Annotated in this window: 24 protein-coding genes; 14 read left to right on the top strand and 10 right to left on the bottom strand. The window is 67.3% G+C overall.

All coding sequences use genetic code 11. From position 1 onward, the window contains the following. Window positions 1-35: 35 nt before the first annotated feature. Window positions 36-707: a TetR/AcrR family transcriptional regulator gene (locus tag ACJH71_RS19330; protein ID WP_406759598.1), complete on the bottom strand. Its 672-nt coding sequence runs from the start codon at window positions 705-707 to the stop codon at window positions 36-38. Window positions 708-785: 78 nt separating this feature from the next. Here ACJH71_RS19330 and ACJH71_RS19325 point away from each other — a divergent pair, with 78 nt between their 5' ends. The 3 genes from ACJH71_RS19325 to ACJH71_RS19315 are packed head-to-tail and all read left to right on the top strand — an operon-like array spanning window position 786 to window position 4,021. After that, window positions 786-1,367, top strand: coding sequence for a hypothetical protein (locus ACJH71_RS19325; protein WP_406759597.1), 582 nt, complete (start codon window positions 786-788; stop codon window positions 1,365-1,367). Between the two features lie 6 nt (window positions 1,368-1,373). Further along, entirely contained in the window at window positions 1,374-2,792 is a 1,419-nt protein-coding gene (gene purB, locus ACJH71_RS19320; RefSeq protein ID WP_406759596.1) for an adenylosuccinate lyase, read from the top strand. Between the two features lie 5 nt (window positions 2,793-2,797). Beyond that, window positions 2,798-4,021 (top strand): cytochrome P450, encoded by a 1,224-nt coding sequence (locus ACJH71_RS19315; protein WP_406759595.1) that lies wholly within the window; start codon window positions 2,798-2,800, stop codon window positions 4,019-4,021. Window positions 4,022-4,063: 42 nt separating this feature from the next. Here ACJH71_RS19315 and ACJH71_RS19310 read toward each other — a convergent pair whose 3' ends face one another. Next, window positions 4,064-4,921 carry a type IV toxin-antitoxin system AbiEi family antitoxin domain-containing protein gene (locus ACJH71_RS19310; RefSeq protein WP_406759594.1) on the bottom strand — a complete coding sequence of 286 codons (858 nt, stop codon included), beginning with the start codon at window positions 4,919-4,921 and terminating at the stop codon, window positions 4,064-4,066. A 50-nt stretch (window positions 4,922-4,971) separates the two neighbouring features. Continuing rightward, window positions 4,972-5,607 carry a hypothetical protein gene (locus ACJH71_RS19305; RefSeq protein ID WP_406759593.1) on the bottom strand — a complete coding sequence of 212 codons (636 nt, stop codon included), beginning with the start codon at window positions 5,605-5,607 and terminating at the stop codon, window positions 4,972-4,974. 40 nt (window positions 5,608-5,647) lie between these two features. Between ACJH71_RS19305 and ACJH71_RS19300 the strand changes: the two genes are divergently transcribed. The 6 genes from ACJH71_RS19300 to ACJH71_RS19275 all read left to right on the top strand — a co-directional run bounded on the left by ACJH71_RS19300 (window position 5,648) and on the right by ACJH71_RS19275 (window position 12,950). Then, window positions 5,648-6,544, top strand: a complete 897-nt coding sequence (locus ACJH71_RS19300) for a phosphoribosylaminoimidazolesuccinocarboxamide synthase (protein WP_406759592.1) — start codon at window positions 5,648-5,650, stop codon at window positions 6,542-6,544. Then, window positions 6,541-8,658 (top strand): S9 family peptidase, encoded by a 2,118-nt coding sequence (locus ACJH71_RS19295; RefSeq protein WP_406759591.1) that lies wholly within the window; start codon window positions 6,541-6,543, stop codon window positions 8,656-8,658. Before ACJH71_RS19300 ends, ACJH71_RS19295 begins: the two co-directional genes overlap by 4 nt. Window positions 8,659-8,668: 10 nt before the next feature. Further along, complete coding sequence (locus ACJH71_RS19290) at window positions 8,669-9,157, top strand: glutathione peroxidase (RefSeq protein WP_406759590.1); 489 nt, start codon at window positions 8,669-8,671, stop codon at window positions 9,155-9,157. Further along, window positions 9,157-10,500 carry a DUF2254 domain-containing protein gene (locus tag ACJH71_RS19285; protein WP_406759589.1) on the top strand — a complete coding sequence of 448 codons (1,344 nt, stop codon included), beginning with the start codon at window positions 9,157-9,159 and terminating at the stop codon, window positions 10,498-10,500. Before ACJH71_RS19290 ends, ACJH71_RS19285 begins: the two co-directional genes overlap by 1 nt. Window positions 10,501-10,561: 61 nt before the next feature. Next, window positions 10,562-11,275, top strand: a complete 714-nt coding sequence (locus tag ACJH71_RS19280) for a DUF2334 domain-containing protein (RefSeq protein ID WP_406759588.1) — start codon at window positions 10,562-10,564, stop codon at window positions 11,273-11,275. Between the two features lie 19 nt (window positions 11,276-11,294). Beyond that, on the top strand, window positions 11,295-12,950 hold the full coding sequence (locus ACJH71_RS19275) for an FAD-binding dehydrogenase (RefSeq protein WP_406759587.1): 1,656 nt from the start codon (window positions 11,295-11,297) through the stop codon (window positions 12,948-12,950). Between the two features lie 90 nt (window positions 12,951-13,040). Here ACJH71_RS19275 and ACJH71_RS19270 read toward each other — a convergent pair whose 3' ends face one another. Continuing rightward, on the bottom strand, window positions 13,041-13,679 hold the full coding sequence (locus tag ACJH71_RS19270) for an MBL fold metallo-hydrolase (protein ID WP_406759586.1): 639 nt from the start codon (window positions 13,677-13,679) through the stop codon (window positions 13,041-13,043). Window positions 13,680-13,764: 85 nt separating this feature from the next. On the opposite strand from ACJH71_RS19270, the gene purS reads away from it, so the two are divergent. Further along, on the top strand, window positions 13,765-14,004 hold the full coding sequence (purS, locus tag ACJH71_RS19265; RefSeq protein ID WP_024441898.1) for a phosphoribosylformylglycinamidine synthase subunit PurS: 240 nt from the start codon (window positions 13,765-13,767) through the stop codon (window positions 14,002-14,004). Continuing rightward, window positions 14,001-14,675: a phosphoribosylformylglycinamidine synthase subunit PurQ gene (purQ, locus tag ACJH71_RS19260; protein WP_406759585.1), complete on the top strand. Its 675-nt coding sequence runs from the start codon at window positions 14,001-14,003 to the stop codon at window positions 14,673-14,675. Before purS ends, purQ begins: the two co-directional genes overlap by 4 nt. A 28-nt stretch (window positions 14,676-14,703) precedes the next feature. On the opposite strand, the gene ACJH71_RS19255 is transcribed toward purQ, so the two are convergent. Then, a complete protein-coding gene (locus ACJH71_RS19255) occupies window positions 14,704-15,501 on the bottom strand; it encodes a family 1 encapsulin nanocompartment shell protein (protein ID WP_406759584.1) in 798 nt (265 codons plus the stop codon). Further along, window positions 15,498-16,517 (bottom strand): Dyp-type peroxidase, encoded by a 1,020-nt coding sequence (locus tag ACJH71_RS19250; RefSeq protein WP_406759583.1) that lies wholly within the window; start codon window positions 16,515-16,517, stop codon window positions 15,498-15,500. The genes ACJH71_RS19255 and ACJH71_RS19250 overlap by 4 nt, the downstream gene beginning before the upstream one ends. A gap of 51 nt (window positions 16,518-16,568) precedes the next feature. Between ACJH71_RS19250 and ACJH71_RS19245 the strand changes: the two genes are divergently transcribed. From ACJH71_RS19245 to ACJH71_RS19235, 3 genes are read left to right on the top strand one after another with little or no spacing between them, the layout of a single operon-like run. Beyond that, complete coding sequence (locus tag ACJH71_RS19245) at window positions 16,569-17,837, top strand: M18 family aminopeptidase (RefSeq protein ID WP_406759582.1); 1,269 nt, start codon at window positions 16,569-16,571, stop codon at window positions 17,835-17,837. Between the two features lie 46 nt (window positions 17,838-17,883). Next, window positions 17,884-20,154 (top strand): phosphoribosylformylglycinamidine synthase subunit PurL, encoded by a 2,271-nt coding sequence (gene purL / locus ACJH71_RS19240; RefSeq protein WP_406759669.1) that lies wholly within the window; start codon window positions 17,884-17,886, stop codon window positions 20,152-20,154. 10 nt (window positions 20,155-20,164) lie between these two features. Continuing rightward, entirely contained in the window at window positions 20,165-21,859 is a 1,695-nt protein-coding gene (locus tag ACJH71_RS19235) for an alpha/beta hydrolase (protein ID WP_406759581.1), read from the top strand. Window positions 21,860-22,090: 231 nt separating this feature from the next. On the opposite strand, the gene ACJH71_RS19230 is transcribed toward ACJH71_RS19235, so the two are convergent. From ACJH71_RS19230 to ACJH71_RS19215, 4 genes are all read right to left on the bottom strand, one after another. After that, window positions 22,091-23,548: a cytochrome P450 gene (locus tag ACJH71_RS19230; protein WP_406759580.1), complete on the bottom strand. Its 1,458-nt coding sequence runs from the start codon at window positions 23,546-23,548 to the stop codon at window positions 22,091-22,093. Between the two features lie 77 nt (window positions 23,549-23,625). After that, window positions 23,626-24,063 (bottom strand): nuclear transport factor 2 family protein, encoded by a 438-nt coding sequence (locus tag ACJH71_RS19225; RefSeq protein ID WP_406759579.1) that lies wholly within the window; start codon window positions 24,061-24,063, stop codon window positions 23,626-23,628. Next, window positions 24,045-24,977: an aldo/keto reductase gene (locus tag ACJH71_RS19220; protein WP_406759578.1), complete on the bottom strand. Its 933-nt coding sequence runs from the start codon at window positions 24,975-24,977 to the stop codon at window positions 24,045-24,047. The genes ACJH71_RS19225 and ACJH71_RS19220 overlap by 19 nt, the downstream gene beginning before the upstream one ends. A gap of 8 nt (window positions 24,978-24,985) precedes the next feature. Continuing rightward, a complete protein-coding gene (locus tag ACJH71_RS19215; RefSeq protein ID WP_406759577.1) occupies window positions 24,986-26,257 on the bottom strand; it encodes a type III polyketide synthase in 1,272 nt (423 codons plus the stop codon). Window positions 26,258-26,550: the final 293 nt, after the last annotated feature.

Raw genomic sequence — 26,550 nt, 5'->3', positions numbered from 1 at the left:
CGCGGCGGAGCCCGACCACCACCGCGACGCCTCGGCTAGGGCGTTTTCGGTCGGGCGAAACCCAATCGTTTGGTTTCGCCCGCCGGCTGCGGCTGCTCGCGATGCAGGCCGTTGAGCAAGGCGAACAGCACCGGCTCGATCTCGCTGACCGCGTGTGCGGGATCGGCGGCGGCGGCGATGATGGGCCCGGTCTTGCTGAGCAGCGCGTAGAGCAACTCCGCGGTGACGCCAACGGGCACCGCCTCGATCTCGCCGGCCTCGATCAGCTCGCCGAGTACCGCGCGCAGCAATGGAAGCGCCAGTTCCTCATCGACGATCTGCTTGCGGTCCCAGCCCAAGGCGCTGGCCGATTCCCGTAGCAACACCCGTGCGTCGTGATTGTCGACGTAGCAGCGCAGCACCGCGCTGATGGCCAACAGCGCCTGTTCCCACGGGCTGGCGTCGCCAGGCATTGACTCCAGGGCGCCCGGTAGTACGGCCTGCATGACATCGGCCTGGCTGAGCCGGAAGACCTCGGCGAAGATCGCCTGCTTGTCGCGAAAGTGATGGTAGACGGCGCCCTTGCTGGAGTGCGATGCCTGCGCGATCTCATCGACCGAGGTCGCTTCGAAGCCCTTGGCAACGAAAAGTGTCCGGGCGGCGTCGAGCACCGCGGTCCGCGTGAGCTCAGCGTGCATGTCCCGCCGGGTTGGCCTCCCGTTACTCATCGGCAAAAGGGTACTCACCGACCGGCAGTCTGTGTCAGACTACGAGCCTGTCCGTTTTTCTCGACATGTGGAGTCGCCATGTTGACCGTTGGCCGCGCCAACGAGAGTAATGCCACGTTGGCGCATCATGAGTGGCCGCCGGCAGCTCGCATAGCGGTCGAGGTCTTCCTTGAGTTCATGCGCAACAAGCGAGTGCGCCCCTGCGACATCGCCACCCGCTGCCGCACCCGATCCCTCACCCGGCATGTCCCCGTCGGGCCGCGCCGAGAGATCGTGCGTTCCTTCGACCTCGCGCCGCCCTTCTGGCCGGTCACCGTCGACCCCTATGGCGGCCTGCTGGCCGGTTACGGAATCGACCGGGACGGCGCGTGCGTCCGCTACACCCAGAATCCCTACCCGCTCACCAGCCGGGCTGACGACATGACGGTCCAGCGGGTGCAGTTCGCGCAGGGGTGTCACCACGTGATGCGCCGTGCCACCCGAGCCAACCCCGCCTTCATCTGCGAACCGGTGCCCCCATGGCGTGCCGTCCAGGTCGTCCGGGAGCACCTCATCGATGCCGCGATCTCGCTGTCCGAAGGTCGAGGCCCGGTCATGCTGGGAGCGGCGCCTGCTGTCCAGGCCGGTCAGACTCCGCCGGACGGGACGACCGTAAGCTAGCTGCTCGTGAGCATCCCCAATGTGCTGGCCACCCGTTACGCCAGCACCGCGATGACAGACATCTGGTCCCCGCAGGCCAAGATCGTCGCTGAACGGCGGCTGTGGCTGGCGGTACTGCGCGCCCAGTCCGAGCTTGGTGTGCCGGTCCCCGCGCAGGCGATCGCCGACTACGAGGCCGTCCTCGGTGACGTCGACCTGGCGTCGATCGCAGCCCGCGAGCGGGTGACCCGCCACGACGTCAAGGCACGTATCGAGGAGTTCAACGCCCTCGCCGGTCACGAGCACATCCACAAGGGCATGACCAGCCGGGACCTGACCGAAAATGTCGAGCAGCTGCAGATCCGCCAGTCCCTGCAGCTGATCCACGACCACGGGGTGGCGGTCGCGGTGCGCCTGGTCAACCACGCGGTGGCCTACCGCGACCTGGTGATGGCCGGGCGCAGCCACAATGTCGCCGCGCAGGCCACCACGTTGGGGAAGCGGTTCGCCTCGGCTGCCGAGGAAACCCTGCTCGCGCTGCGGCGCGTCCGTGAGCTGATCGATCGCTATCCGCTGCGCGGCATCAAGGGGCCGATGGGCACCGCGCAGGACATGCTGGATCTGTTCGACGGTGACACCGCCAAACTGGCGCATTTGGAGCGCCTCGTCGCAGATTTTCTGGGATTTTCCGCGGTGCTGACCAGCGTCGGGCAGGTTTATCCCCGCTCGCTGGACCACGACGTGGTCTCCGCGCTGGTTCAGCTGGGCGCCGGACCCTCCTCGCTGGCGCAGACGATCCGGCTGATGGCCGGCCACGAACTGGTCACCGAGGGCTTCGCGCCCGGCCAGGTGGGCTCGTCGGCGATGCCGCACAAGATGAACACCCGCAGCTGCGAGCGGGTCAACGGCCTGCAGGTGGTGTTGCGCGGCTACGGGTCGATGGCGGCCGAACTGGCCGGCGCTCAGTGGAACGAAGGCGACGTTTTCTGCTCGGTGGTACGTCGCGTCGCACTGCCCGACGCCTTCTTCGCCATCGACGGGCAGACCGAGACCTTCTTGACCGTGCTCGACGAGTTCGGGGCCTACCCGGCGGTGATCACCCGTGAACTGGACCGCTACCTGCCGTTCCTTGCCACCACCAAGGTGTTGATCGCCGCGGTGCGTGCCGGGGTCGGCCGCGAAGCCGCTCACGAGGTGATCAAGGAACACGCGGTGGCCGTCGCGCTGGCGATGCGGGAGCGGGGCGCCGAACCCGACCTGCTGGACCGGCTGGCCGCCGACGAACGGCTGCCGCTGGACCGGGCCGCGCTGGATGCGGCCGTCGCCGACCGGCAGGCGTTCACCGGTGCGGCCGCCGACCAGGTCGACCGAGTGGCGGCAGAGGTGGCCGAACTCGTCGAACGGTATCCGGCCGGGGCTGCCTACAGCCCGGGCGCGATCCTGTAGCCGTCATGGAGGTCCAGGGGCTCGCGAGCATCGACTTCACCGATCTGGACAACTTCGCCGACGGCTTCCCGCACCAGCTGTTCGCGCTGCACCGCCGCGTCGCCCCGGTGTTCTGGCACGAGCCCACCGCACACACACCGGACGGCGACGGCTTCTGGTCGGTGGCCACGCACGCCGAAACGCTCGAAGTGCTGCGCGACGCGCAGACCTATTCGTCGGTCACCGGCGGGGACCGGCCGTTCGGCGGCACCGTGCTGCAGGACCTACCGATCGCGGGCCAGCTGCTGAACATGATGGACGACCCGCGCCACGCGCAGGTCCGACGGCTGGTCAGCTCCGGACTGACTCCGCGGATGATCCGCCGCGTCGAAACCGACCTGCGCCACCGGGCCCGGACCCTGCTCGACGCCGTCGAGCCCGGGGTTCCCTTTGATTTCCTGGTCGACATCGCCGCCGAGATACCGATGCAGATGATCTGCATCCTGCTGGGCGTACCCGAGGCCGACCGGCATTGGCTGTTCGAGGCGATCGAGCCCAGCTTCGACTTCCGCGGCTCGCGCAAGGCGGTGGTGTCGCGACTGTCCATCGAGGACGCCGGCAACCGGGTCTACACCTTCGGGCGGGAGTTGATCGCGGCCAAGCGTGCCGAGCCCGCCGACGACATGCTGTCGGTGGTGGCCAACTCGACCGACCCCGAGCTCAGTGATCTCGAGGTGTATCTGTTCTTCCAATTGCTGTTCAGTGCCGGCGCCGAGACCACCCGCAACGCCATCGCCGGCGGGCTGCTGGCGCTGGCTCAGCACCCCGGCCAATACCGTTTGCTGCGCGGCGATTTCGGCCTGCTGCCCACCGCCATCGAGGAGATCCTGCGCTGGACCTCACCGGCGCCGTCGAAGCGGCGCACCGCCACCCGGCGCGCAGTGCTGGGCGGGCGGACCATCGACGCTGGCCAGAAGGTGCTGGTGTGGGAAGGATCGGCCAACCGCGATCAGACGGTTTTCGACCGCGCCGACCAATTCGACATCACCCGTAAACCCAATCCGCACATCGGTTTTGGACACGGCGCGCATTTCTGTTTGGGCGCCCATCTGGCCCGGTTGGAACTGCGGGTACTCTACGAGGAGCTGCTGGGCCGGTTCGGCGAATTGGCGGTGGTGGCGCCGGTGGAGTGGACGCGCAGCAACCGCCACACCGGGATGAGACACATGATGGTGGAACTGCGGCCCTAGATCCGCTGCGATTTCGGCGCGGTTTTACCCGCTCAGCGGGCACTATCGCGCCGAAATCGCCCACCGGATCTCGGTGATGACCCGATCCGGGGCAGTGACTAAGTCCAGCCAGGTGAACCGGAGCACGGTCCACCCCCGCAGCACGATCTGGTTCTGCCGCACTCGGTCACCTTCGAATTCATCCGGGCCGCTGTGATACGCCCAGCCGTCAACTTCGATCGCAACTGCGATTTCTGGAAAGGCAACGTCAATCTTGTAGCCGCCCAGTCGATAGTTCGCCACCCATCCAGTGATGCCGGCATCGCGCAACAGTTGGACCAGCATTCGCTCGGCCTGTGAACGCGCGCCGCTCTCTGCCGCCTGCAGCATCCGACGGGCCGCCGGGGAACCCTGCCGGCCCGCGTTTCGCAGCTGGGCCCGCCACAGGTGGGGTAGTTCAGTGTGGCGCTGCAGGGCGGTATCCATCACCTTGGGGCCCCCGCCACGACGGGCAGCGGCCTCGACCGTCGTCAGGGCGAGCCCGGTAACCAGCAGCCCCCTGCGCTCGACCACATCCTCGGGAAAGAGGTCTCGGCGCCTGAGTCGGGTGCCTCGATGAGCCCGCCCATGTGAATCGCGAGGAACGGTAACCTCGACCAAATTCGGTGCGGCGGTGGCCAGCTGGTGCCACCAGGCCGCCGCCAATCCGCTGGCGACGGCGTCAATTCCGTAGCTCCACACCGCTGCTCGGATGCGCGCGGCGGTGGTGAACGGACGATCGTCGGCAAAGTACACGCCGGGCCCGCAGCGCCGCCAGCGTCCAGATTGGAGTCGGCGGCCGATGGCGGAGCTGGAGAGGCCGCACTCCAAGGCCTGCGAGCGGGTGATCACACCGTCGTGACGCCGTAGATAGTTGTCCACATAGGTCGGACGTAGCCCGACCGGCCCGGGTTCCGTGCGATTTCCCCCGCTCAGCGTGCCGGTCCGCGCCGAGATCGCCGGGCCACGCCCGCGGAATGCAGCTCGAGGAGGGCCAATCCTCCGATCACCGCGGGGTCGGCATGGCGCCAGGCCCCGGCGGGGTCGGGACTGATCGCGGTCAGCTTCCCCAAAGGACGATTGGTCAGCGCGCGCAGCGCCAGAAGTTGCTGCCCGGCCATGGTGGCGTACAAACCCAGCACCGCTCGTTTGCGCAAGAAGAACCGCAGTCGCAAGACCAGCCACGGCATCGCCACCGCCAGAATCGGCGGGGCCGCGACCGCGAACGCGAGCACGTAGGCCAGCCAGCCGGCCGTGGTGTTCAGATTGTGGCCCGCCCCGGCGATGTCGACGGCGGCATGGCCCGCCGCGGTGAGCGGCTTGCTCACGGCGTCGCCGACCAGCGGGATACGGTCCGCGCTCTTGCCTGCCGACGTCAAACTGTCGGCCACACCGTTGGCGCCGCGCTCGAACTGCTGCCCGACACCGGCGATGGTAGTGACCGCGCCATGGACGGCGAGCGCGACGAGTACCCACAAGAAGGTCCACGCCGCGACGACGAGGTCGCTGAACAGTTGGGCCAGTAGGCGGCCGGGGGAGGTGGCGTAGGGCAGCAACCGGGAGGTCATCATCCGATCCCAGCACAGTGCCTACCGCTAAGCTGGCCGAATGCCGCGACCTGCGCTCTCCGATTACCAGCACCTGGCCAGCGGCAAAGTCCGCGAACTTTACCGGATCGATGATCAGCATCTGCTGTTCGTCGCGACCGACCGGATCTCGGCGTTCGACTACATCCTCGACAGCGAGATCCCGGACAAGGGCCGCATCCTGACCGCGATGAGTGTGTTCTTCTTCGACCTCGTCGAGGCCCCCAATCACCTGGCCGGGCCGCCCGACGACCCGCGTATCCCCGATGAGGTGCTCGGCCGCGCGCTGGTCGTGCGCCAGCTGAAGATGATGCCGGTGGAGTGTGTGGCTCGCGGCTACCTGACCGGCTCGGGCCTGCTGGACTACCAGCGCAGCGGTGCCGTGTGCGGCATCCCGTTGCCGCCCGGACTGGTGGAAGCCAGCAAGTTCCTCAACCCGCTGTTCACCCCGGCGACCAAAGCCGAGATCGGCGAACACGATGAGAACATCTCGTTCGCGCAGGTGATCGACCTGGTGGGTCCGGTGCGGGCCGGCCAGTTGCGCGACCGCACCCTGGCGACCTATGTGCAAGCGGCCGACCACGCGCTGACCAAGGGAATCATCATCGCCGACACCAAGTTCGAGTTCGGGATCGACGAACACGACAACCTGGTGTTGGCCGACGAGGTGTTCACCCCCGACTCGTCGCGCTACTGGCCGGCCGACCACTACCGCGCCGGGGTCGTGCAGCAGAGCTTCGACAAACAGTTCGTCCGCAACTGGCTGACCGGTCCGGAATCCGGTTGGGACCGGGCTTCAGACCAGCCGCCCCCGGCGCTGCCCGACGACATCATCGCCGCGACGCGCGCCCGTTATATCGAGGCCTACGAACGCATTTCGGGTCTGTCCTTCGACGACTGGGTCGGCCCCGCAGCATGACCGACGTATCGCAGGATCTCCCGGGTCCACCTTCGGCAAAGCGCGTAGCCAGCACTCGCACGCACCACGGGGACGTCTTCGTCGATTCTTATGAGTGGCTGCGTGACAAGTCTGATCCCGCGGTGATCGCCCACCTGGAAGCCGAGAACGCGTACACCGACGCCACCACGGCACATCTGGAACCCTTGCGGCAGGACATTTTCGACGAGATCAAGGCTCGCACCAAGGAAACCGACCTGTCGGTGCCCGCTCGCCGCGGCGACTGGTGGTACTACGCGCGCACCTTCGAGGGAAGGCAGTACGGCGTCCACTGCCGCTGCCCGGTCAGCAGCCCCGATGACTGGGACCCGCCGCAGCTCGAAGAGGCCACCGAGATCCCGGGCGAGCAGGTGTTGCTCGACCAGAATGCCGAGGCCGAAGGGCACGACTTCTTCGCGCTCGGTGCCGCCAGCGTCAGCCCGGACAGTCGCGTCCTGGCCTACTCCGTCGATGTCGTCGGAGATGAGCGATACACCCTGCGGTTCAAGGATTTATCCACTGGCGAGCTGCTTGCCGACGAGATCGCCGGGATCGGCGCCGGGGTGACTTGGGCGACCGACAATCAGACCGTCTACTACACGACCGTCGACGAAGCCTGGCGCCCGGACACCGTGTGGCGCCACCGAATCGGCAACCCCGCGGACTCCGCCGAGCAGGTCTACCACGAGGCCGACGAACGATACTGGCTGTCGGTGGGACGCACCCGCAGCGATGCCTACGTGTTGATCGCGGCCGGTTCGTCGATCACCACCGAGGTGCGCTACGCCGACGCGGCCGACTCGCACGCCGCGTTCACCGTGGTGCTGCCTCGCCGCGAAGGCGTCGAATACTCCGTCGAGCACGCCATCATCGGCGGCCAGGACCAATTCCTGATGCTGCACAACGACGGTGCGGTCAACTTCACCTTGGTGCAGGCCCCGGTGAGCGATCCGGCCGCGCAGCAGACTCTGATCGCCGGACGCGACGACGTGCGGCTCGACGCGGTGGATGCCTTCGCGCATCACCTCGTGGTCGGATACCGCGCCGAGGGCCTGCCCCGCATCCAGCTGTGGCCGATCGGCGCCGATGGTGATCTCCAACCGCCGCAGGAGATCACGTTCGACACCGAGCTGACGTCGTCGGGTCTGGCAACCAATCCGAACTGGGACGCCCCGAAGCTGCGGGTAGGTGCGACGTCGTTCATCACCCCGGTGCGGGTCTACGACATCGACCTAGCGACCGGTGAACGCACCCTGTTGCGCGAACAACCGGTACTGGGCGAATACCGCAGCACCGACTACGTCGAATATCGCGACTGGGCCTATGCCGAGGACGGCACCCGGGTGCCGGTGTCGATTGTGCACCGAGCCGGAATCGAAATGCCCGCTCCCACATTGCTTTACGGCTACGGTGCCTACGAGGCGTGTGAGGATCCGCAGTTCTCGATCGCTCGGTTGTCGTTGCTGGATCGGGGGATGGTGTTCGCCGTAGCCCACGTTCGCGGCGGCGGCGAGATGGGCCGGCTGTGGTACGAGCGCGGCAAGCTGCTGGAGAAGAAGAACAGCTTCACCGACTTCGTCGCCGTGGGCCGTCACCTGATCGATGCAGGGGTGTGCCGGCCCGGGCATCTGGTGGCGATGGGCGGCAGCGCCGGCGGCCTGCTGATGGGGGCGGTGACTAACCTGGCGCCGGATCTGTTCGCCGGGGTGGTGGCACAGGTCCCGTTCGTCGACCCGCTGACCACGATCTTGGACCCGTCGCTGCCGCTGACCGTCATCGAGTGGGACGAATGGGGAAACCCGTTGGACGACAAGGACGTCTACTTCTACATGAAGTCCTACTCGCCGTACGAGAACATCGCCAGCCGGGAATACCCGCCGATCCTGGCGATGACCTCGCTGAATGACACCCGGGTGTACTACGTCGAACCGGCGAAGTGGATCGCGGCGCTGCGGCATACCAAGACCGACATCAATCCGGTGTTGCTGAAAACCGAGATGAACGCCGGCCACGGCGGTATCTCCGGGCGCTACGAACGCTGGAAGGAGATCGCGTTCTCCTACGCCTGGCTGCTGGCGGTTGTCGGCTGCGGGTAACGTCGCGGCCATGAGCCTCGTCGATATCCCGCTGACCACCCTTGACGGCCGTGCCACCTCGCTGGCCGACTACGCCGACCGTGCGGTCCTGGTCGTCAACGTCGCGTCCAAATGCGGACTCACCCCGCAGTACGGCGCGCTGGAGAAGCTCGCGCAAGACTACGGCGACCGCGGGCTGACCGTGCTGGGCGTGCCCTGCAACCAGTTCATGGGCCAGGAGCCCGGAACGGCCGAGGAGATCGCGACCTTCTGCTCCACCACCTACGGGGTGACCTTTCCGCTGCTGGCCAAGACCGATGTCAACGGCGCGGACCGCCATCCGCTGTATGCGGAGCTGACCCAGACCGCCGACGCCGAGGGCGCCGCCGGTGACGTGCAGTGGAACTTCGAGAAGTTCCTGCTCGCCCCCGGTGCCAGCGTGGTCAACCGCTTCCGCCCGACCACGGTGCCGGATGCACCCGAGGTGATCGCCGCCATCGAAGCCGTCCTGCCTGGCTGATGCATACCCGGTCGGAACGCTTCCCCAGCGTGCGGGCGGCGGCGCTGGCCTACCGGTTCCGGGAGAGCCTGTTCGCGCTGCCATTGGTGATCGTGTTCGGCGGAATGGCGCTCGCCGTCATCACCCGGGTGGCGGACCGCAACATCGGCCCGTCGCCGCGCTTCCTGCTGAAGATGGACAGCGGTGTGGCCACCACGCTGCTGTCCACCATCGCCGGCGCGACCATCACCACCGCGGGAGTCATCTTCTCGCTGACCATCGTCAGCCTGCAGCTGGCAAGTTCGCAGCTGTCGCCCCGAGTCATGCGGTGGTTCATCCGAGACCGGCTCAGCCAGGTGGTCATCGGCCTGCTGGTCGCGTCGTTCGTGTACTGCGTGCTGAGCCTGCCCGACCTCGATGGGTCGTCGCCGGTCCCCGCGCCGCCGCTGACGGTGACGGTCGCGGTCGTACTGACAATCGCGACGGTCATCACGATCATCGCCCACGTCGACCACCTGGCCCACCGGCTGGAGGTCGGGCAGGTGGTGCGCGAGATCGCGGCCGAGGGCTCCATGGTGATCGACGCCGTCGCGGCCGCCGCCGCCCACGAGCGACCCGCCCACGAGGCGGACATGGAGGTTCCCCCGGACGCACTGCGGCTGACCTCGCCCGGCAACGGCTGGGTCAGTCAGGTCAACCCCCAGCGGCTGCTGGCCGCGATCCCGGCCGGCACCACAATCCGGTTGGACACCCGCGTCGGTGCCTACATCCACCTCGGCCAGCCGCTGGTCACCATCTGGCCGGTGCCGGCCAATCCGGATCGGGTGCGGGACAAGCTGTCCCGGGCGGTCGTCGTCAGTGACAGCCGCACCATGCAGGAAGACGTCGACTTCGCCTTCCGGCAGCTGGTCGATATCGGGCTGCGTGCACTCAGCTCGGCGATCAACGACCCGACCACGGCGGTGGAGGCCACGCTGCGGGTGGGCAGCCTGCTGCGCCGCGTGCTGACGGTGCCGCCGCGACCGCGGGCGGTGGCCGGACCGGATGGTCGAATACTGTTGCGGCCCTGGGATCTCGACCCCAAGGAATACATCGGGCACGGTTTCGACCAACTTCGCCAGGTTGCGCCCAGTCAGCCCCTGGTAGCAGCGGCGATCCTGCGGGTGCTGCGGATGCTGGTCGCTCACGTCAAGGAATACGGCCGGCCCGAGCACCTGCCCGCCCTGCGGGAGCAGACCGACCTGCTGCTGGAATCGCTGGAGATGACGCCGGGTCTGCACCCCCGTGATCTGGCCCGCCTCAAGGCGATCGCCGCGGACACCACCGATCCGGCCGACCACAGTCGCCGCCGGGCGACTCCGTAGCGCTATCTGACGTCTTCCTCGATGTCACCGACAGGTCACCTGCGCTGGTCACACTGATGTGGTGACCGGACAACTGATCGTCTCCGTCTCCGGAATCGGGGCGCACACCCGGGCCGACGCCGAGGCCTTCTGCGCGCAGCTGGACGCCCGCGGCGTACCGGTGTCGCTGCTGGTGGCGCCCCGGCTGGGGGGCGACTACCGCCTCGACCGCGATCCGGACACCGTCGACTGGCTGACGCAGCGGCGCGCCGACGGCGCGGCGATCGTGCTGCACGGCTTCGACGAGGCCGCCACCAAGAAGCGCCGCGGCGAGTTCGCCACGCTGCCGGCCCATGAGGCCAATCTGCGGCTACTCGGCGCCGACCGCGTACTGGAGCATCTTGGACTACGCACCCGGCTGTTCGCCGCGCCCGGCTGGACCGTTTCGCCGGGCACCATCAAAGCTTTGCCGCACAACGGTTTCCGGCTTCTGGGCGGTTTGCATGGCGTCACCGACCTGGTGCTGGGTCATACCGTGCGGGCCCGGGTGGTCGGCGTCGGGGCCGGATTTCTCGCTGCGCCCTGGTGGTGCCGGATGGTGGTGGCCACCAGTGAGCGCATCGCTCGTCGTGACGGCCTGGTGCGGCTGTCGGTAGGCGCGCGACAGCTGAACAAGCCGGGAGTGGCCGAGGCCATGCTGGACGCGGTGGACACGGCGTTGGGCCACGGTTGCCGGCGGGAGCGCTACCGGTGGCCGCTCGCACCGGTCGACGTGGCCTCGGAGTTGAGCGCCTGAGTCGTTACCCTGGGACGCCATGAGCGGTAAGGCGGACGCTGACGCGATCGTCGTCGGGGCAGGTCTGGCGGGCCTGGTGGCGGCCTGCGAGCTGGTGGACCGCGGCCAGCGCGTTCTCATCGTCGACCAGGAGAACAGCGCCAATCTGGGCGGACAGGCGTTCTGGTCCTTCGGCGGGCTGTTCTTCGTCGACAGCCCCGAGCAGCGCCGGCTCGGGGTACGTGACAGCCACGAACTGGCGCTACAGGATTGGCTGGGCACCGCCGGGTTCGACCGGGCGTGCGACCACTGGCCGCGCCAATGGGCGCACGCCTACGTGGACTTCGCCTCGGGTGAGAAGCGCAGTTGGCTGCGTGCCCGCGGACTGAAAGTGTTTCCGCTGGTGGGCTGGGCCGAACGTGGCGGTTACGGCGCCACCGGGCCCGGCAATTCGGTGCCCCGATTCCACATCACCTGGGGCACCGGACCGGCCCTGGTGGAGATCTTCGCGGGCCGGCTGCGAGGCCGTTCGCGGGTCCGATACGCCTTCCGGCACCAGGTCGACGAGCTGATCGTCGAGGGCGGCCGAGTGACCGGGGTGCGGGGCAGTGTGCTGGAGCCCTCGGCCGCCGAGCGCGGCGTGGCGTCATCGCGGAACACGGTGGGACAGTTCGAGTTCCGTGCCCCTGCGGTACTGGTTACCAGCGGCGGTATCGGCGGCAATCTCGATCTGGTGCGCCAGAACTGGCCGGAGCGGATGGGCCGGGTGCCCGCGCAGCTGCTGGCCGGGGTGCCCGCACACGTCGACGGCCGGATGATCGGGATCACCGAGGCGGCCGGCGGCCGGGTGATCAACCGGGACCGGATGTGGCACTACACCGAGGGCATCACCAACCACGACCCGATCTGGCCGGGCCACGGCATCCGGATCATCCCCGGACCGTCGCCGCTGTGGCTCGACGCCGCCGGCGTACGGCTGCCCGGGCCGCTGTATCCCGGATTCGACACCCTGGGCACGCTCGAGCACATCGCTCGCTCCGGTCAGGACTACACCTGGTTCGTGCTGAACCGGCGGATCATCGAGAAGGAATTCGCGCTGTCGGGCCAGGAGCAGAATCCCGACCTGACCAGCCGCAGTCTGCGTCAGCTGGCCGCGTCGCGCGCCCGGTCCGGGCCGCCCCCGCCGGTACAGGCGTTCATCGATCGCGGGGTGGATTTCGTGCACGCCTCGTCGCTGCGTGACCTGGTAGCCGCCATGAACGACCTGCCCGATGTGGTGCCGTTGGAGTACGCGACGGTCGAGGCCGAGGTCACCGCGCGCGATCGTGAAGTGGCGAACCGATTCAGCAAGGACGGTCAGGTCACCGCGATCCGCGGCGCCCGGGCCTATCTGGGCGACCGGATCGGCCGGGTGGTGGCCCCGCACCGGCTGACCGATCCGTCCGCCGGTCCGCTGATCGCGGTCAAGCTGCACATCCTGACCCGGAAGACGTTGGGTGGCTTGGAAACCGACCTGGACTCCCGGGTGCTGGGCGCGAACGGCAAGCCGATCGACGGGCTGTACGCCGCCGGCGAGGTGGCCGGTTTCGGGGGCGGCGGCGTGCACGGCTACCGGGCACTGGAGGGGACATTCCTGGGCGGGTGCATCTTCTCCGGCCGGGCTGCCGGGCGGGGCGCCGCCAGCGACATCGCCTGACCCCGGTTTCCCGCGAGCGTGCGCAGTTGTACGGCGTAGGCGGCGTGTCGCGGCACAAACGCGCCCTCTCGCGCAAGGGGTGCGACGCGGCTAAAACGTGACGGAGCTTTCCTCGGGAAGCACCTGGAAGTCGGCGCGTCCCATCTCGGCCAGGCGGCCGTGATAGATCCCGCGGGCCTCGGCGGCGATGATGCCCTGGTGGATCGGCACCGCGGCCCGCGGCGCGACCGCGCGCAGGTACTCGACCGCCTCGGAGATCTTCATCCACGGCGCCGCCGCCGGGGTGGCCAGCACGTCCACCGGTTCGCCGGGCACGAACAGCGCGTCACCGGGGTGCATCAACCGGGCCGGATGGCCGTCGTCGCCGATCAGGTAGGAGATGTTGTCGATCATCGGCAACTCCGGGTGGATCACCGCGTGCTGCCCGCCCACTCCGCGCACCCGCAGCGGCCCGACGTCGAAGGCGTCCCCGACGTGCACCGGCTGCCAGGGCGGGCCCAGCTGGGCGGCGGTCTGCGGGTCGGCGTAGAGCGCGGCACCCGGGTTGGCGTCGATCAGGGCCGGCAGCCGCGCCACGTCGGCGTGATCGGGGTGCTGATGAGTGACCAGGATGGCCGCCAGACCGGTGATGCCCTCGAAGCCGTGCGAAAAGTTGCCGGGGTCGAACAGCACCGTGGTTCCGCCGAAATCGGCGAGCAGGCAGGAATGGCCGAAGTGGGTCAGTTGCATACCTAAAGATTGTGCGCTCCGGCGCCACCGGCGGGCATCGGTATTGTTGACCCGACCGATTCCCCGTCGACAGTAGGGAGCACCCGTGGCCCGGGTGGTTGTGCACGTGATGCCCAAAGCCGAGATCCTTGACCCGCAGGGACAGGCGATCGTCGGAGCGCTTTCTCGGCTCGGACACACCGGAGTGTCGGATGTGCGGCAGGGCAAGCGCTTCGAGCTCGAGGTCGACGATTCGATCGACGACGCCGCGCTGGCCGAGATCGCCGAATCGCTGCTGGCCAACACGGTGATCGAGGACTTCACCGTCAGCCGGGAGACCTCGTGAGTGCCCGGATCGGCGTCATCACCTTCCCCGGCACCCTCGACGACGTCGACGCCGCCCGCGCGGTCCGGTTCGTCGGTGCCGAGCCCGTCAGCCTCTGGCACGCCGACGCCGACCTCAAGGGCGTCGACGCCGTGGTGGTGCCCGGCGGCTTCTCCTACGGCGACTACCTGCGCTGCGGGGCCATCGCCCGGTTCGCCCCGGTGATGGGCGAGGTCATCAAGGCCGCCGGCCAAGGCATGCCCGTACTCGGCATCTGCAACGGCTTCCAGGTGCTGTGCGAGGCCGGGCTGCTGCCGGGTGCGCTGACCCGCAACGCGGGCCTGCACTTCGTCTGCCGCGACGTCTGGCTGCGGGTGGCCTCCACCGCGACGGCCTGGACCTCCCGATTCGACGCCGACGCCGACCTGTTGGTGCCGCTGAAGTCCGGCGAGGGCCGCTACGTGGCCTCCGAAGCAGTGCTCGACGAGCTGGAGGGTGAAGGTCGGGTGGTGTTCCGCTACCTCGACAACATCAACGGCTCCCTGCGCGACATCGCCGGGGTGAGCTCGGCCAACGGCCGGGTGGTCGGGCTGATGCCGCACCCCGAGCACGCCATCGAGGCGCTGACCGGGCCCAGCGATGACGGGCTGGGGCTGTTCTACTCCGCGCTGGACGCGGTGCTGTCGGTCTGACGGGCTCAGCCCGCCAGGGGCCATGGCGTCAGCAGGTCAGCGCAACCGCTGCCTCGGCGGTGTAGCACAGGAACGTCAGCGTCTCCTGCAGGTAGAGCTGCACGTTCTCGGCATCGTGCGACAGGTAGCCGATCGACACGTCGGTGCCCAGCCGCAGGTCGAAATCGCCGCCGCGGGTGGTCAGCACAAACGCACCGTCGATCGCCGGTGCCCAGATGATGTCGCCGGTGACCAGCCGGCGCAGGTGCTCCAGGATCGGGTAGCCGTGATCGGAGGTCTCGGCGACCTTGGTGTAGGTCTCTGCCGACAACAGCACCGAGTACGGGCCGTCCACCCCGGCCAGCCGCAGCGCTGAGAGCGCCTGGCTGATCACGTCGGGGATGCCGCGCGGGTCCTCCGGCAGCGTCAGCTCCGGGTTCGAGCTGGCGCTGCGGATGCCCTCCACCGCGGCGCCCGGGTAGCCCCCGAAGATGATCCGGTCCTCGGCGAACGCCAACTTCTTGGCCGCGGCCTTCACCGGGTCCCAGTCGGGATCTTGCGAGCCCCGCTCGACATCGTCGATCTCGTCACGCGACAGGGTGAACGGAACCCGCAGGCGCACCAGCGGTTTGCTGTCGCGCAGATGCGCTTCGACGCCGTCGGCCGGCGCGCCGATGCCGGTCAGCCGGCCGGTGCCCACCGCGGCGGCCGTCGGGCCGGCCGGCTCGCTGACGTCGACCACTCGGCGACCGGCAATGTGCCGCTTGAAGGTCCGGGTGGCCTCCTGCTCGATGTCGGCCCAGGCCGCTTCGGTGACCGGGGCCAGATCGCGATACAGGTTGTTCATTGCGAGGTTCCTTTCAGGCTGCCGATGTTCAGTGAGCCTTGAACGGCGGTGGATTCGACGGGCTCGGTGGGGGTGGGCGTCGCTGCTCCCGGCAGCGGCGGCGGATCGTCGAGGAAGTCGGCGGTGGGGGTGAAGAACATCCCGCCGGTGACCGCGGTGGAGAAGTCCAGGATGCGGTCGGTGTTGCCCGGCGGGTCGCCGAAGAACATGTTGCGCAGCATCTGCTCGGTGACGTCGGGAGTCCGCGCGTACGCGATGTAGTACGTGCCGGACTCGCCGGCGCCCACCGAGCCGAACGGCATGTTGTGCCGCACGATGTCCAGTTCGTTGCCGTCCTCGTCGGTGATGACATTCAGCGCGATGTGCGAGTTGGCCGGTTTCACCGCGTCGTCGAACTCGATGTCGTCGGCCTTGGTCCGGCCGATCACGCGTTCCTGTTCGGTGACCGGCAGCGCCTCCCAGGCGGCCATGTCGTGCAGGTACTTCTGGATGTGCACGTAGGACCCGCCGGCAAAGTCGGGATCGGAGTCACCGACCGCGGTGGCCTCCAGCGCCTCGTCGTCGACCGGGTTCTCGGTGCCGTCGACGAACCCGAGCAGGTCTCGATTGTCGAAGAACCGGAAACCGTGCACCTCGTCGACCACGGTGATCGCGCCGGCCATCGCCTTGACGATCCGCCCCGCCAGCTCGAAGCAGACGTCCATGGTCTCGCCCTTGACGTGAAACAGCAGGTCCCCCGGGGTGGCCGGAGCGGTGTGGCGGGGACCGGTCAACTCCACGAACGGATGCAGCTGCGCCGGCCGGGGCCCGGCGAACAGCCGGTCCCACGCCTCCGAGCCGATCGAGGTCACCAACGACAGCCGTTTGGTCGGGTCGCGAAAGCCGATCGCCCGGGCGAAACCCGCCAGGTCGGGCAACGCCTCGTGCACTGTCTGCTCGCCGCCCTCGTTGATGGTTGCCACCAGAAAAATGGCCGCACAGGTCAGGGGAGCGGTCACGGGCTGGACGGACGGCACGGTATCGACCCTAACGCCCCCGCCGGCGTCCCGATGCGAAAGACTTGAGCCATGGCGGCCACCGCAACCGGATTATGCGAATTCATCGACGCCTCACCGTCGCCGTTTCACGCCTGCGCAACCGTGGCCGAGCGGCTTCGGTCCGCCGGCTACACCGAGGTCGCCGAGACCGATCGGTGGCCGCAGGCGCCGGGGCGGTACTTCGCCGTCCGTGCCGGTTCACTGATCGCATGGAACAGTCCGGAGCACGGCGGCCACATCCCGTTCCGGATCATCGGCGCGCACACCGACAGCCCGAACCTGCGGGTCAAGCAGCATCCCGCCCGCGAGGTCGCCGGCTGGCAGCTGGTGGCCCTGGCGCCGTACGGCGGGGCCTGGCTGAACTCCTGGCTGGACCGCGAGCTGGGCATCAGCGGGCGGCTCTCGGTGCGCGACGATTCTGCGGGCGCGGGAATCAGCCACCACCTGGTCCGTATCGATGAACCGATCCTGCGGGTGCCGCAGCTGGCCATCCACCTGGCCGACGACCGCAAATCGGTCACCCTGGACCCCCAACGCCACATCAACGCCGTCTGGGGAGACGGCCGGTCGCCGGACTTCCTCGGCTACGTGGCGCAGCGCGCCGGCGCCGAGCCCCGCGACGTGCTGGGCTTCGACCTGATGACCCACGACCTCGCGCCGTCGACCGTGACCGGGGTGGGCCAGGAATTCGTCAGCGCGCCGCGGCTGGACAACCAGGCCAGCTGCTACGCCGGGCTGGAAGCCCTGATCGCAGCCAAGCCTGGCCGCCATCTGCCGGTGCTGGCGCTGTTCGACCACGAGGAGGTCGGATCGACGTCGGATCACGGCGCCCAGTCCGATCTGTTGAGAGGCGTGCTGGAGCGGATCACGCTGGCCGCCGGCGGCGACCGGGAGGACTTCCTGCGCCGGCTGACCGCCTCCACGCTGGCTTCGGCGGACATGGCGCACGCCACCCACCCGAACTACCCGGAGCGTCACGAACCGGGCCATCCGATCGCGGTCAACGCCGGCCCGGTGCTCAAGGTGCAGCCCAACCTGCGCTACGCCACCGACGGCCGCACCGCCGCCACCTTCGCGCTGGCCTGCGAGAAGGCCGGGGTGGCGCTGCAGCGCTACGAGCATCGGGCCGATCTGCCCTGCGGATCGACCATCGGCCCGATGAGCGCCGCAAGTACCGGGATCCCCACCGTTGACGTCGGCGCTCCGCAGCTGGCCATGCATTCGGCACGGGAACTGATGGGCGCACGGGACGTGAGCTCCTATGCGGCGGCTCTGACGGCATTCCTGGCGCCGGACTGAGCCGAAATCGGTGCCATAGACTGTGCCCGTGACGCCCCCGACCACGCTGGACACCGTCGAACACGCCGCTGCAACGCCCGAGCACCCGCAACCGTTCGCCGAGTTGGGTCTCAAGGACGACGAGTACCAGCGCATCCGCGACATCCTGGGCCGCCGCCCCACCGACGCCGAGCTGGCCATGTACTCGGTGATGTGGAGTGAGCACTGCTCCTACAAGTCCTCCAAGGTGCATCTGCGCTACTTCGGTGAGACCACGACCGACGAGATGCGCAAGGCCATGCTGGCCGGCATCGGCGAGAACGCCGGCGTCGTCGACATCGGCGACGGCTGGGCCGTCACCTTCAAGGTGGAGTCGCACAATCACCCGTCCTACGTCGAGCCCTACCAGGGTGCGGCCACCGGAGTGGGCGGCATCGTGCGCGACATCATGGCGATGGGCGCCCGCCCGGTCGCGGTGATGGACCAGCTGCGGTTCGGCGCCGCCGACGCTCCCGACACCCGCCGGGTGCTCGACGGAGTGGTGCGCGGCATCGGCGGCTACGGCAACTCCCTCGGGCTGCCCAACATCGGCGGCGAAACCATCTTCGACCCCTGCTACGCGGGTAACCCGCTGGTCAACGCGCTGTGCGTCGGCGTGCTCAAGAAGGAAGACCTGCACCTGGCGTTCGCCTCCGGTGCCGGCAACAAGATCATCCTGTTCGGCGCGCGTACCGGGCTGGACGGCATCGGCGGGGTGTCGGTGCTGGCATCGGACACCTTCGGCGGCGACGAGAGCGGCGCGGGCCGCAAGAAGCTTCCGTCAGTGCAGGTCGGCGACCCCTTCACCGAGAAGGTGCTCATCGAGTGCTGCCTGGAGCTCTACGCCGCCAAGCTGGTGGTCGGCATCCAGGATCTCGGTGGTGCCGGATTGTCTTGTGCGACTTCTGAGCTGGCTTCTGCCGGCGATGGCGGAATGGCGATCCAGCTGGACCAGGTGCCGCTGCGCGCAGCGAACATGAGCCCGGCCGAGGTGCTGTCCAGCGAGTCGCAGGAACGCATGTGCGCCGTGGTGGCCCCGGAGAACGTCGACGCCTTCATGGCGGTCTGCGCCAAGTGGGACGTACTCGCCACCGTGATCGGCGAGGTGACCGACGGCGACCGGTTGCAGATCACCTGGCACGGACAGACCGTGGTCGACGTTCCGCCGCGCACCGTGGCCCACGAAGGCCCGATCTATCAGCGCCCGGTCACGCGCCCCGACACCCAGGACGCGCTCAACGCCGACCGCTCCGACAAGCTGCCGCGGCCGGTCACCGGTGAGGAGCTGCGTGCGACGCTGCTTGCGCTGCTGGGCAGCCCGCACCTGTGCAGCCGGGCGTTCATCACCGAACAGTACGACCGCTACGTGCGCGGCAACACCGTGCTGGCCGAACACGCCGACGGTGGGATGCTGCGCATCGACGAGGCCTCCGGTCGCGGGATCACGATCTCCACCGACGCCTCTGGTCGTTACACCAAGCTCGACCCCTACACCGGGGCGCAGCTGGCGCTGGCCGAGGCGTACCGCAACGTGGCCGTCACCGGCGCCACCCCGATCGCCGTCACCAACTGCCTGAACTTCGGTTCTCCGGAAGACCCCGGGGTGATGTGGCAGTTCGCCGAGGCCGTTCGCGGTCTGGCCGACGGCTGTGCGGCACTGGGGATTCCGGTGACCGGCGGCAATGTCAGCTTCTACAACCAGACCGGCGCCACGCCGATCCACCCCACCCCGGTGGTCGGGGTGCTCGGGGTTATCGACGACGTCGGCCGCCGTATTCCCACCGCGTTCGGAGTCGAACCGGGTGAGACGCTGATTCTGCTCGGCGACACCCGCGACGAATTCGACGGGTCCATCTGGGCGCAGGTGACCGGCGACCACCTGGGCGGACTGCCGCCGAAGGTCGATCTGGAGCGCGAGCAGCTGCTGGCCGAGGTGCTGAGCGCGGCATCGCGCGACGGCCTGATCTCGGCAGCCCACGACTTGAGCGAAGGCGGGCTGATCCAGGCGGTGGTCGAGTCGTCGATCGCCGGTGAAACCGGTTGCCGCATCTTGCTTCCCGAAGATGCCGACCCGTTCGTCTTCCTGTTCTCCGAGTCGGCGGGCAGGGCCCTGGTGGCGGTGCCGCGCACCGAGGAGAGCCGATTGCGCTCCATGTGCGAGGCGCGCGGCCTACCGGCCACTCGCGTCGGCGTGGTGGACCAGGCCTCGCAGGAGATAGAGGTCCAGGGCCAGTTCAGTGTGTCGCTGACCGAACTGCGCAGCACCTCCGAAGCGGTGCTGCCGGGGCTGTTCGGATAGTCCGACCAGGATGCAGGCGCCGGCCAAACACCCACTGCTGGTGTGGGCTTGGAGCCTGCTGCGGCTGGGGTTCGTCGGGGTGGCGTTCGGTGCGCTGTTCTTCTGCCTGTCGCTGACCCCGTCGCTGCTGCCGCGCGACTGGCTGTTCCAGGGGCTGATCGGCGGGATCAACGCGGCCTTCGGCTACGGGCTGGGGGTGCTGATCGGTGCAGCGGTGGAGCGGTTCGTCCTGCGCGGTGCCGACTGGTGGCCGCCGCCGCGCCCGGTCTTGCTCGCGCTCAAGGCAACAGTGGTGGTGGCGGCCCCGGTCGCGTGCATTGTGATGCTGATCCCGGCCGCCGGCTGGCAACGCCAGGTCTCCGAACTGCTGGGCATCGAAGGCCCGGCAACCCTGGGCTACCTGCGCACCCTCGGCGTGGCCATCGGGGTGGCCGCGGCGCTGGTGGCGACGGTGCGGGTGCTGATCGACGCCAGTCGGCTGCTGGCACGGGCGCTGATCCGGCGTTGGCACCTGCACCGCGAAGTCGCCATGTTCATCGGCAGCGCGATCGTCGTCGTGCTGCTGACCACCTTGATCAACGGCGTGCTGATCCGCGGTTTCTTCGCCGGCGCCAGCGCGGTGTTCCAGCCCGAGGACAGCGCCACCGTGCCCGGGACGAACCAACCGCTACAACCGGAGCGATCCGGCAGCCCGGAGTCGTTGGCGCCCTGGGCCACCCTGGGCAGCCAGGGCCGCAGCTTCGTCGCCGGGGGAGTGCACGCCGCCGAGCTCGCCCGGATCAACGGACGGCCCGCCCGTGAACCCATCAGGGTGTATGCCGGGCTGCACAGTGCGGGCGACGACCAGGCGCGCATGCAGCTGCTGCTCGAGGAACTGGACCGCACCCACGCCTTCGACCGCCAGGTGTTGGTCGTGGTGCCCACCACCGGCACCGGGTGGGTCGACCCGGCGGCGGCCGACGCGCTGGAGATGCTCTACAACGGCGACACCGCCATCGTCGGCGTGCAGTACTCCTACCTGCCGAGCTGGATCTCCTTCCTGGCCGACCAACGTAAATCGATGGACTCCGGCCGGTTGCTGGTGCGCACCATCGCCGAGCGGTGGCGAGGCCTGCCCGCGCAGCACCGGCCCAAGTTGGTGCTCTACGGGGAGAGTCTGGGATCGATGGCCGGGCAGGCCGCGTTCGACTGGCTGCCCGATGTCGCCGACATGGGCTATGAGGCCGTGCTGTGGGTGGGGCCACCGCAGGCCAGCCCGCTCTGGCATGCGTTGCTGGTGCGGCGTGACCCCGGCAGCACCGCCGTGTTGCCGCGCTACGACAACGGCCGCACAGTGCGGTTCGCCCAGGGCACGGTGCCGGCCGAGATCGCCCGGATCGCCGCGCCGCCGTGGCAGGGCACCCGGGTGCTGTTCCTGCAGCACGCCTCCGATCCGGTGGTGTGGTGGTCACCGGACCTGCTGTTCGCGCGGCCCGACTGGCTCACCGAAGCGCCCGGCCCGGACCGGACCGCCTCCATGCGCTGGTACCCGGTGGTGACGTTCTGGCAGGTCAGCGCGGATCTGTTCCACGGTGAGCAGATGCCCGCCGGGCACGGGCACAACTACGCGGACACGATCCTGGACGGCTGGGTGGCGGTGCTGCCACCCGACGGCTGGACGCCGGCCGACACCGAGCGGGTGCGCGCGGCGCTGCGTCAGCCGTGAGAAGCGCACTCGTGCGCCCCGTCGAGTCTGGCGTGCCATGGATGCCCGTACAGAAGAAAGAGCATCTGCTCTTCGCATTCCCGATCGGATCGGTCAGTCGTCATCGATGACCCAAAACCCGCGCATGAACGCAACACGGTGAAGTTGCCGGTCGGCGCGCGTCGGGGTCCGTTGGCCCCTTACGATGCGGTAATCAGCCGGGACCCGACGATATTGAGCCCGACAAGCAGGCTAAATCAGCCACGGCTTTCGCCGAATTGACCGACTGGTCCCCGCGATTGAATCGAGACGTCGGATGTGTTCGCCGTGGTCGCGGTGGCTGATTGCGATCGAAGGGCGGCGAAGAGTGGTGCGAAGGCGCAGCCCGCGTGCGGTCAGGTTGACAGTTGCACGTGGACGCAGCGGCGTGCCGGGGACGGTCGTGAGGGTCCAGCGTGAAGCGATGGTCGCAAGAATGAGGGTCATTTCGAGGGGCGCGACTTGGGCAGCGATGCATTGCCGCGCGCCCTTACCGAAGGGAACAAACGTATTCCGTGGTGGGCTGGAGCGCGATTCATCCCAGCGGTCAGGGGCGAAGCAGTCGGGGTTGTCGTAGTGGGCGCTGCGCCCCATGAGGTAGGGACTGTAGGTAAGGATCGTTCCGGCAGGAAGATCATGCCCGCCGAGTCGTGTAGCGGCGGTGACCACGCGCGTCATGATCCACACGCTGGGGTACATCCTCAGGGTTTCCGTGATGATGTTCCGGGTGAGCTTGAGCTCGGATACATGCTCAAAGCCGGCCGGATCTCCGGCCAAGACGGTATCGACTTCGGTCTGGAGTCGAGCCGCAATATCGGGGTGGCTGCTGACCATGAACAGAACCCATCCCATGACGCTGGCGATGGTGGCGGTGGGAGCAGCGATGAAGGTGGCTGCATGACCAAGGATCTGGTCGTCGGTTAGTGCCGGACGCCCGTCGTCGGTGGTTGCCAGCAAAGCCGTGAGAAGGTCATCGTAGCCCTTGCCCTCAGACCGGCGCTCGGCGATCACATGGCGGAGGGTCTGGCGGATACGGGCGACCGCCTGGTTGAAACGACGGTTGGCGGGAGTCGGTACCCAGTGGAAATAGGGCGGATGGCCAACGCGTTGTGCGACCACAGCCAGAAAATCCGTGAAGTCATCGGCTAGGTGATCAACCACGTCGGGAGCCAGCACACCCGAAAACAACACTTGCACCGCGGCGTGTATGGCGATTCTGCGCATTTCTACCGGTACGTCGATCTCACAGCCATCGCCCCATCGTGATGTGATGAGGCCGGTTGTCGCGGTGAATACGTTGGCATACCCCGGCAGGCGAGTCGGGTCGAAGACGGGCTGGATAAGTCGGCGATACTTGCGGTGCCGACTGCGAGGACATGTGGCCAGGCCGTCGGTGACCAAGGGCTTGACCAGTTCGATCAATGGTCCGCCTTTATCGAAGGTGCGGTCATCGCACAGCATCTGGTGTGCCAGTTCCGGATTCCGGACCATTGTCATTTGCTTAGGTCCAACGCGGAACCGAACGAGGTCGGCATCTGAGGGAAATGAGTCCAAGAAGCCCAGCGGGTCACGGCGAAGCCGGAACATATGCCCAACCACCGGCAATGCGCCTGGCGCCGAGGGGATCTGATTCTCAGCACTGCTTGCCATGACCATAGAAAGTTCGGTCATGTCAGCTCCTTCCCTTGAACGATCGGAGTCGGTCGAGGCAGATCAGGCGCGGACCGCTTGCCGTCCGCATTTGACGTCTACCCAACGGGTGTGTGAGACGTCAAAGGCAGGGGGTTACGCGCCAAAAACTCGGCGAATGCAGCTGCGGAATAAGCGTTTTCCCAGTGCTCGACAATGCGCCCGTCACGAAATCGCCACAATCCGCAGAACGGCATGGCGATGGATTCGCCGTTCAGGCTGGCGCGCAGATGTCCGGAGGCCGCGCCAAAGTGGTCATTCGCGGCGACAAAGTCGACGTCCATCACCAGGGTGCCGGCCGTCCTCAAGACCAGGTCAACTTCCTTCTCCAGAACAGCCTGCGCGCCAGCATAGATGGGAACGGCTCCAGGAATGTCACGTTCAGCTGCGTGCAGAACGACATCGTCGGCAACGTAATCCGAAATCCGGGTCAGGTCGGCATAGATATCGCGGAGCACCGTGGCGTTCGGATGCTCAATCATCGTGTTGGTCGCCAAACTTCGACCCCCGACTGGTCGACGGCCGTGGTGATCGCCGTCAGATCGTCTGCGGTAAGTTGCAGGTCCTTAGCTGCGAGATTGTGCTCGAGGTGTGCGATGGACGTGGTGCCCGGAATAAGCAAGGTGTTCGGAGCGACGTGGAGTAACCACGACAAGGCCAGCTGCGACGGCGATACCCCGAATTGGGCGGCGACTGCCTTCAACGGGCTGTCGGGTCCGACGAGGTCGCCATGGCCCAGCGGGAACCACGGAATGAAAGCCATATCGTTGGCCTCGGCGTATCGCAACGCCTCAATTCCGGACCGATCGGCAACGTTGAACAGGTTCTCGACAGCAACGACTTTGGCGTGCTGGCTCAGTTCTTTCAGCGTGGCAGCATCGACTTCGGGCTGACCCGAGACGCCGATGTGCCGGATCTTGCCTTGCTCTTGCAGCCTTACCAACTCACCGAATTGGTCGGAAACAGGTACGGTCGGGTCAATGCTGTGCAGCTGGTACAGATCTATGCACTCGACGCCAAGGTTGTGAAGGCTGACTTCGACCTGCTGGCGAAGGTATTCGGGGCGACCCAGCGGAACGATGTACGGAGCATCATCACGTGCCCAGTCCTTGGGACCCGATCGCAACAAGCCGCCCTTGGTGCAGATGACGAGATCGTCGGGATAAGGGTGCAGGGCTTGGCGGATGATGCGCTCGTTACTCCCGGGTCCGTAAGAGTCGGCGGTGTCGATGAAGTTGACCCCGAGCTCCACGGCGCGGCGCAGAAGTGCAATCGCATTGTCTGGATCCAGCGTATCGCCCCACATTCCGGGGCCGGTCAGATGCATTGCGCCGTAACCAAGTCGGTTGACGGTGAGATCGTTGCCGATCGTGAGGGTTTCGGAGGTAGAGCTGAGGGTGGAGGTCATCATAGTTTCCTTTAGGCGAGGTTGGTTTCGAGACTGCGCGACTCCGATCGCGCAACGACTTGTGGGGTAGCGCCGGTCCAAGTCCCTATTGCGACTTCGGCAGTGATGCCTGGACCGAAGCCGGCGATCATTCCCCGGGCGCCTTCTACCAGGTCGCCCTCCTCAAACTGCCGACGCAGGGCATCCAGTACAACCGCTGAAGCGATGTTGCCGCACTCCGTCAACGTGGCTCTGCTGTGGGCAAAGCTGTCGGCAGGAACTTTCAAATACTTGGACAGGTCGTCGAGAATCCGAGGTCCACCTGCGTGGATAACATAGAAGTCCAGACACGTTGCGTCCCAACCGCGTTGTGCGGCGATATCGGTCAGCACTGGCGCAAGTTGCTCCATAGTTCCGGGCACACGCTTGTCGAGTAAAAAATGAAAGCCCGTGGCTTTTACTGCATAGGAGATCCAGTCCTCGGTGTCGGGAACGAGACGTGTCCCGCTGTGCTCGATCCGCAGCCCCACCCCGTATCCGTCGCCTCGAACCACTGCGGCGGCTACGGCGTCACCGAACAGGCCGTTCGACAGCAGATTTCCCACGGCTAGGTCGGTCGGCTGATAGCAGAGTGAACAGAACTCGCAAGCCACGATCAGCACATTCGAACCTGGATGTGCCACGCAGAAATCCCGTGCTCTGTTGATCGCCGAACCCCCTGCTGCACAGCCGAGCTGCGCGATCGGGATCTGACAGATATCGTTGCGAAATCCGAGGTTATTGATCATCCACGCGGTCAGCGAAGGCATGGTAAAGCCGGTGCACGAAACGAACACGATCGCATCGATCTGATCAACTGCCACTTCCGCGTTCGCAAGTGCCTCGGACACGACACCGGGGATCCGTGCTTTGGCTTCACGGACATATACCGCGTTGCGGATCTCGAATCCGGGGTGCTCCCGGGTCACCTCGACCGGCTGCACGATATGGCGGGTGCGAACCCCGGTGTTGCTGATCAGCTGTACGGCCAAGTCATATTGCGGATGGAGACGGTGCAGTTCCTCAGCCAACTTCAAGGTCTGGTCAAGCGTGATGACGTGTTCTGGCAAATGAACGGCCGGACGGCACAGTACGGGGAGAAATGGGTCGTCCTCCCAGTCGAGGTCCGGCGAAGCCGGCGTGCCCTGCGGAGTGCTGCGGTCGGCCAAGTACTCATTGTCGAGACTCACGGGATACGAATTGTGCATGAATAGCCTTCCCTGCCAAGCAGTTTCGTCGATCGTCTCGACGTCAACCGCCTTCAACGAAATTACGGTAACCCATCGCGACGTGTTCGCCGAGGGATAAATTGCGGAATGGGGTTTTCACGGCGTTGATGCCGCCGTGTCGGCTAGACGGAGCACGTAGACAGCGAACGCAGCTGACCGCGACGGTGAACGCAAAGCAGTGGACGCGACGACGATGCGGCGGCTACCGCTGACGGTAGCCGCCGCATCAAGGCAAAGAGACTGTGCCATCAAGCAAGTGGTTCTTTGCCCGCCTGGGCCGCGGGGCGGAGATCGGATCCGGGGCCTGCGATCGGCGATGGACGAGCTCG

Source organism: Mycobacterium sp. SMC-15 (assembly GCF_045310925.1).
Classification (GTDB): domain Bacteria; phylum Actinomycetota; class Actinomycetes; order Mycobacteriales; family Mycobacteriaceae; genus Mycobacterium.
This window is presented reverse-complemented; position numbering and strand designations above follow the sequence as displayed.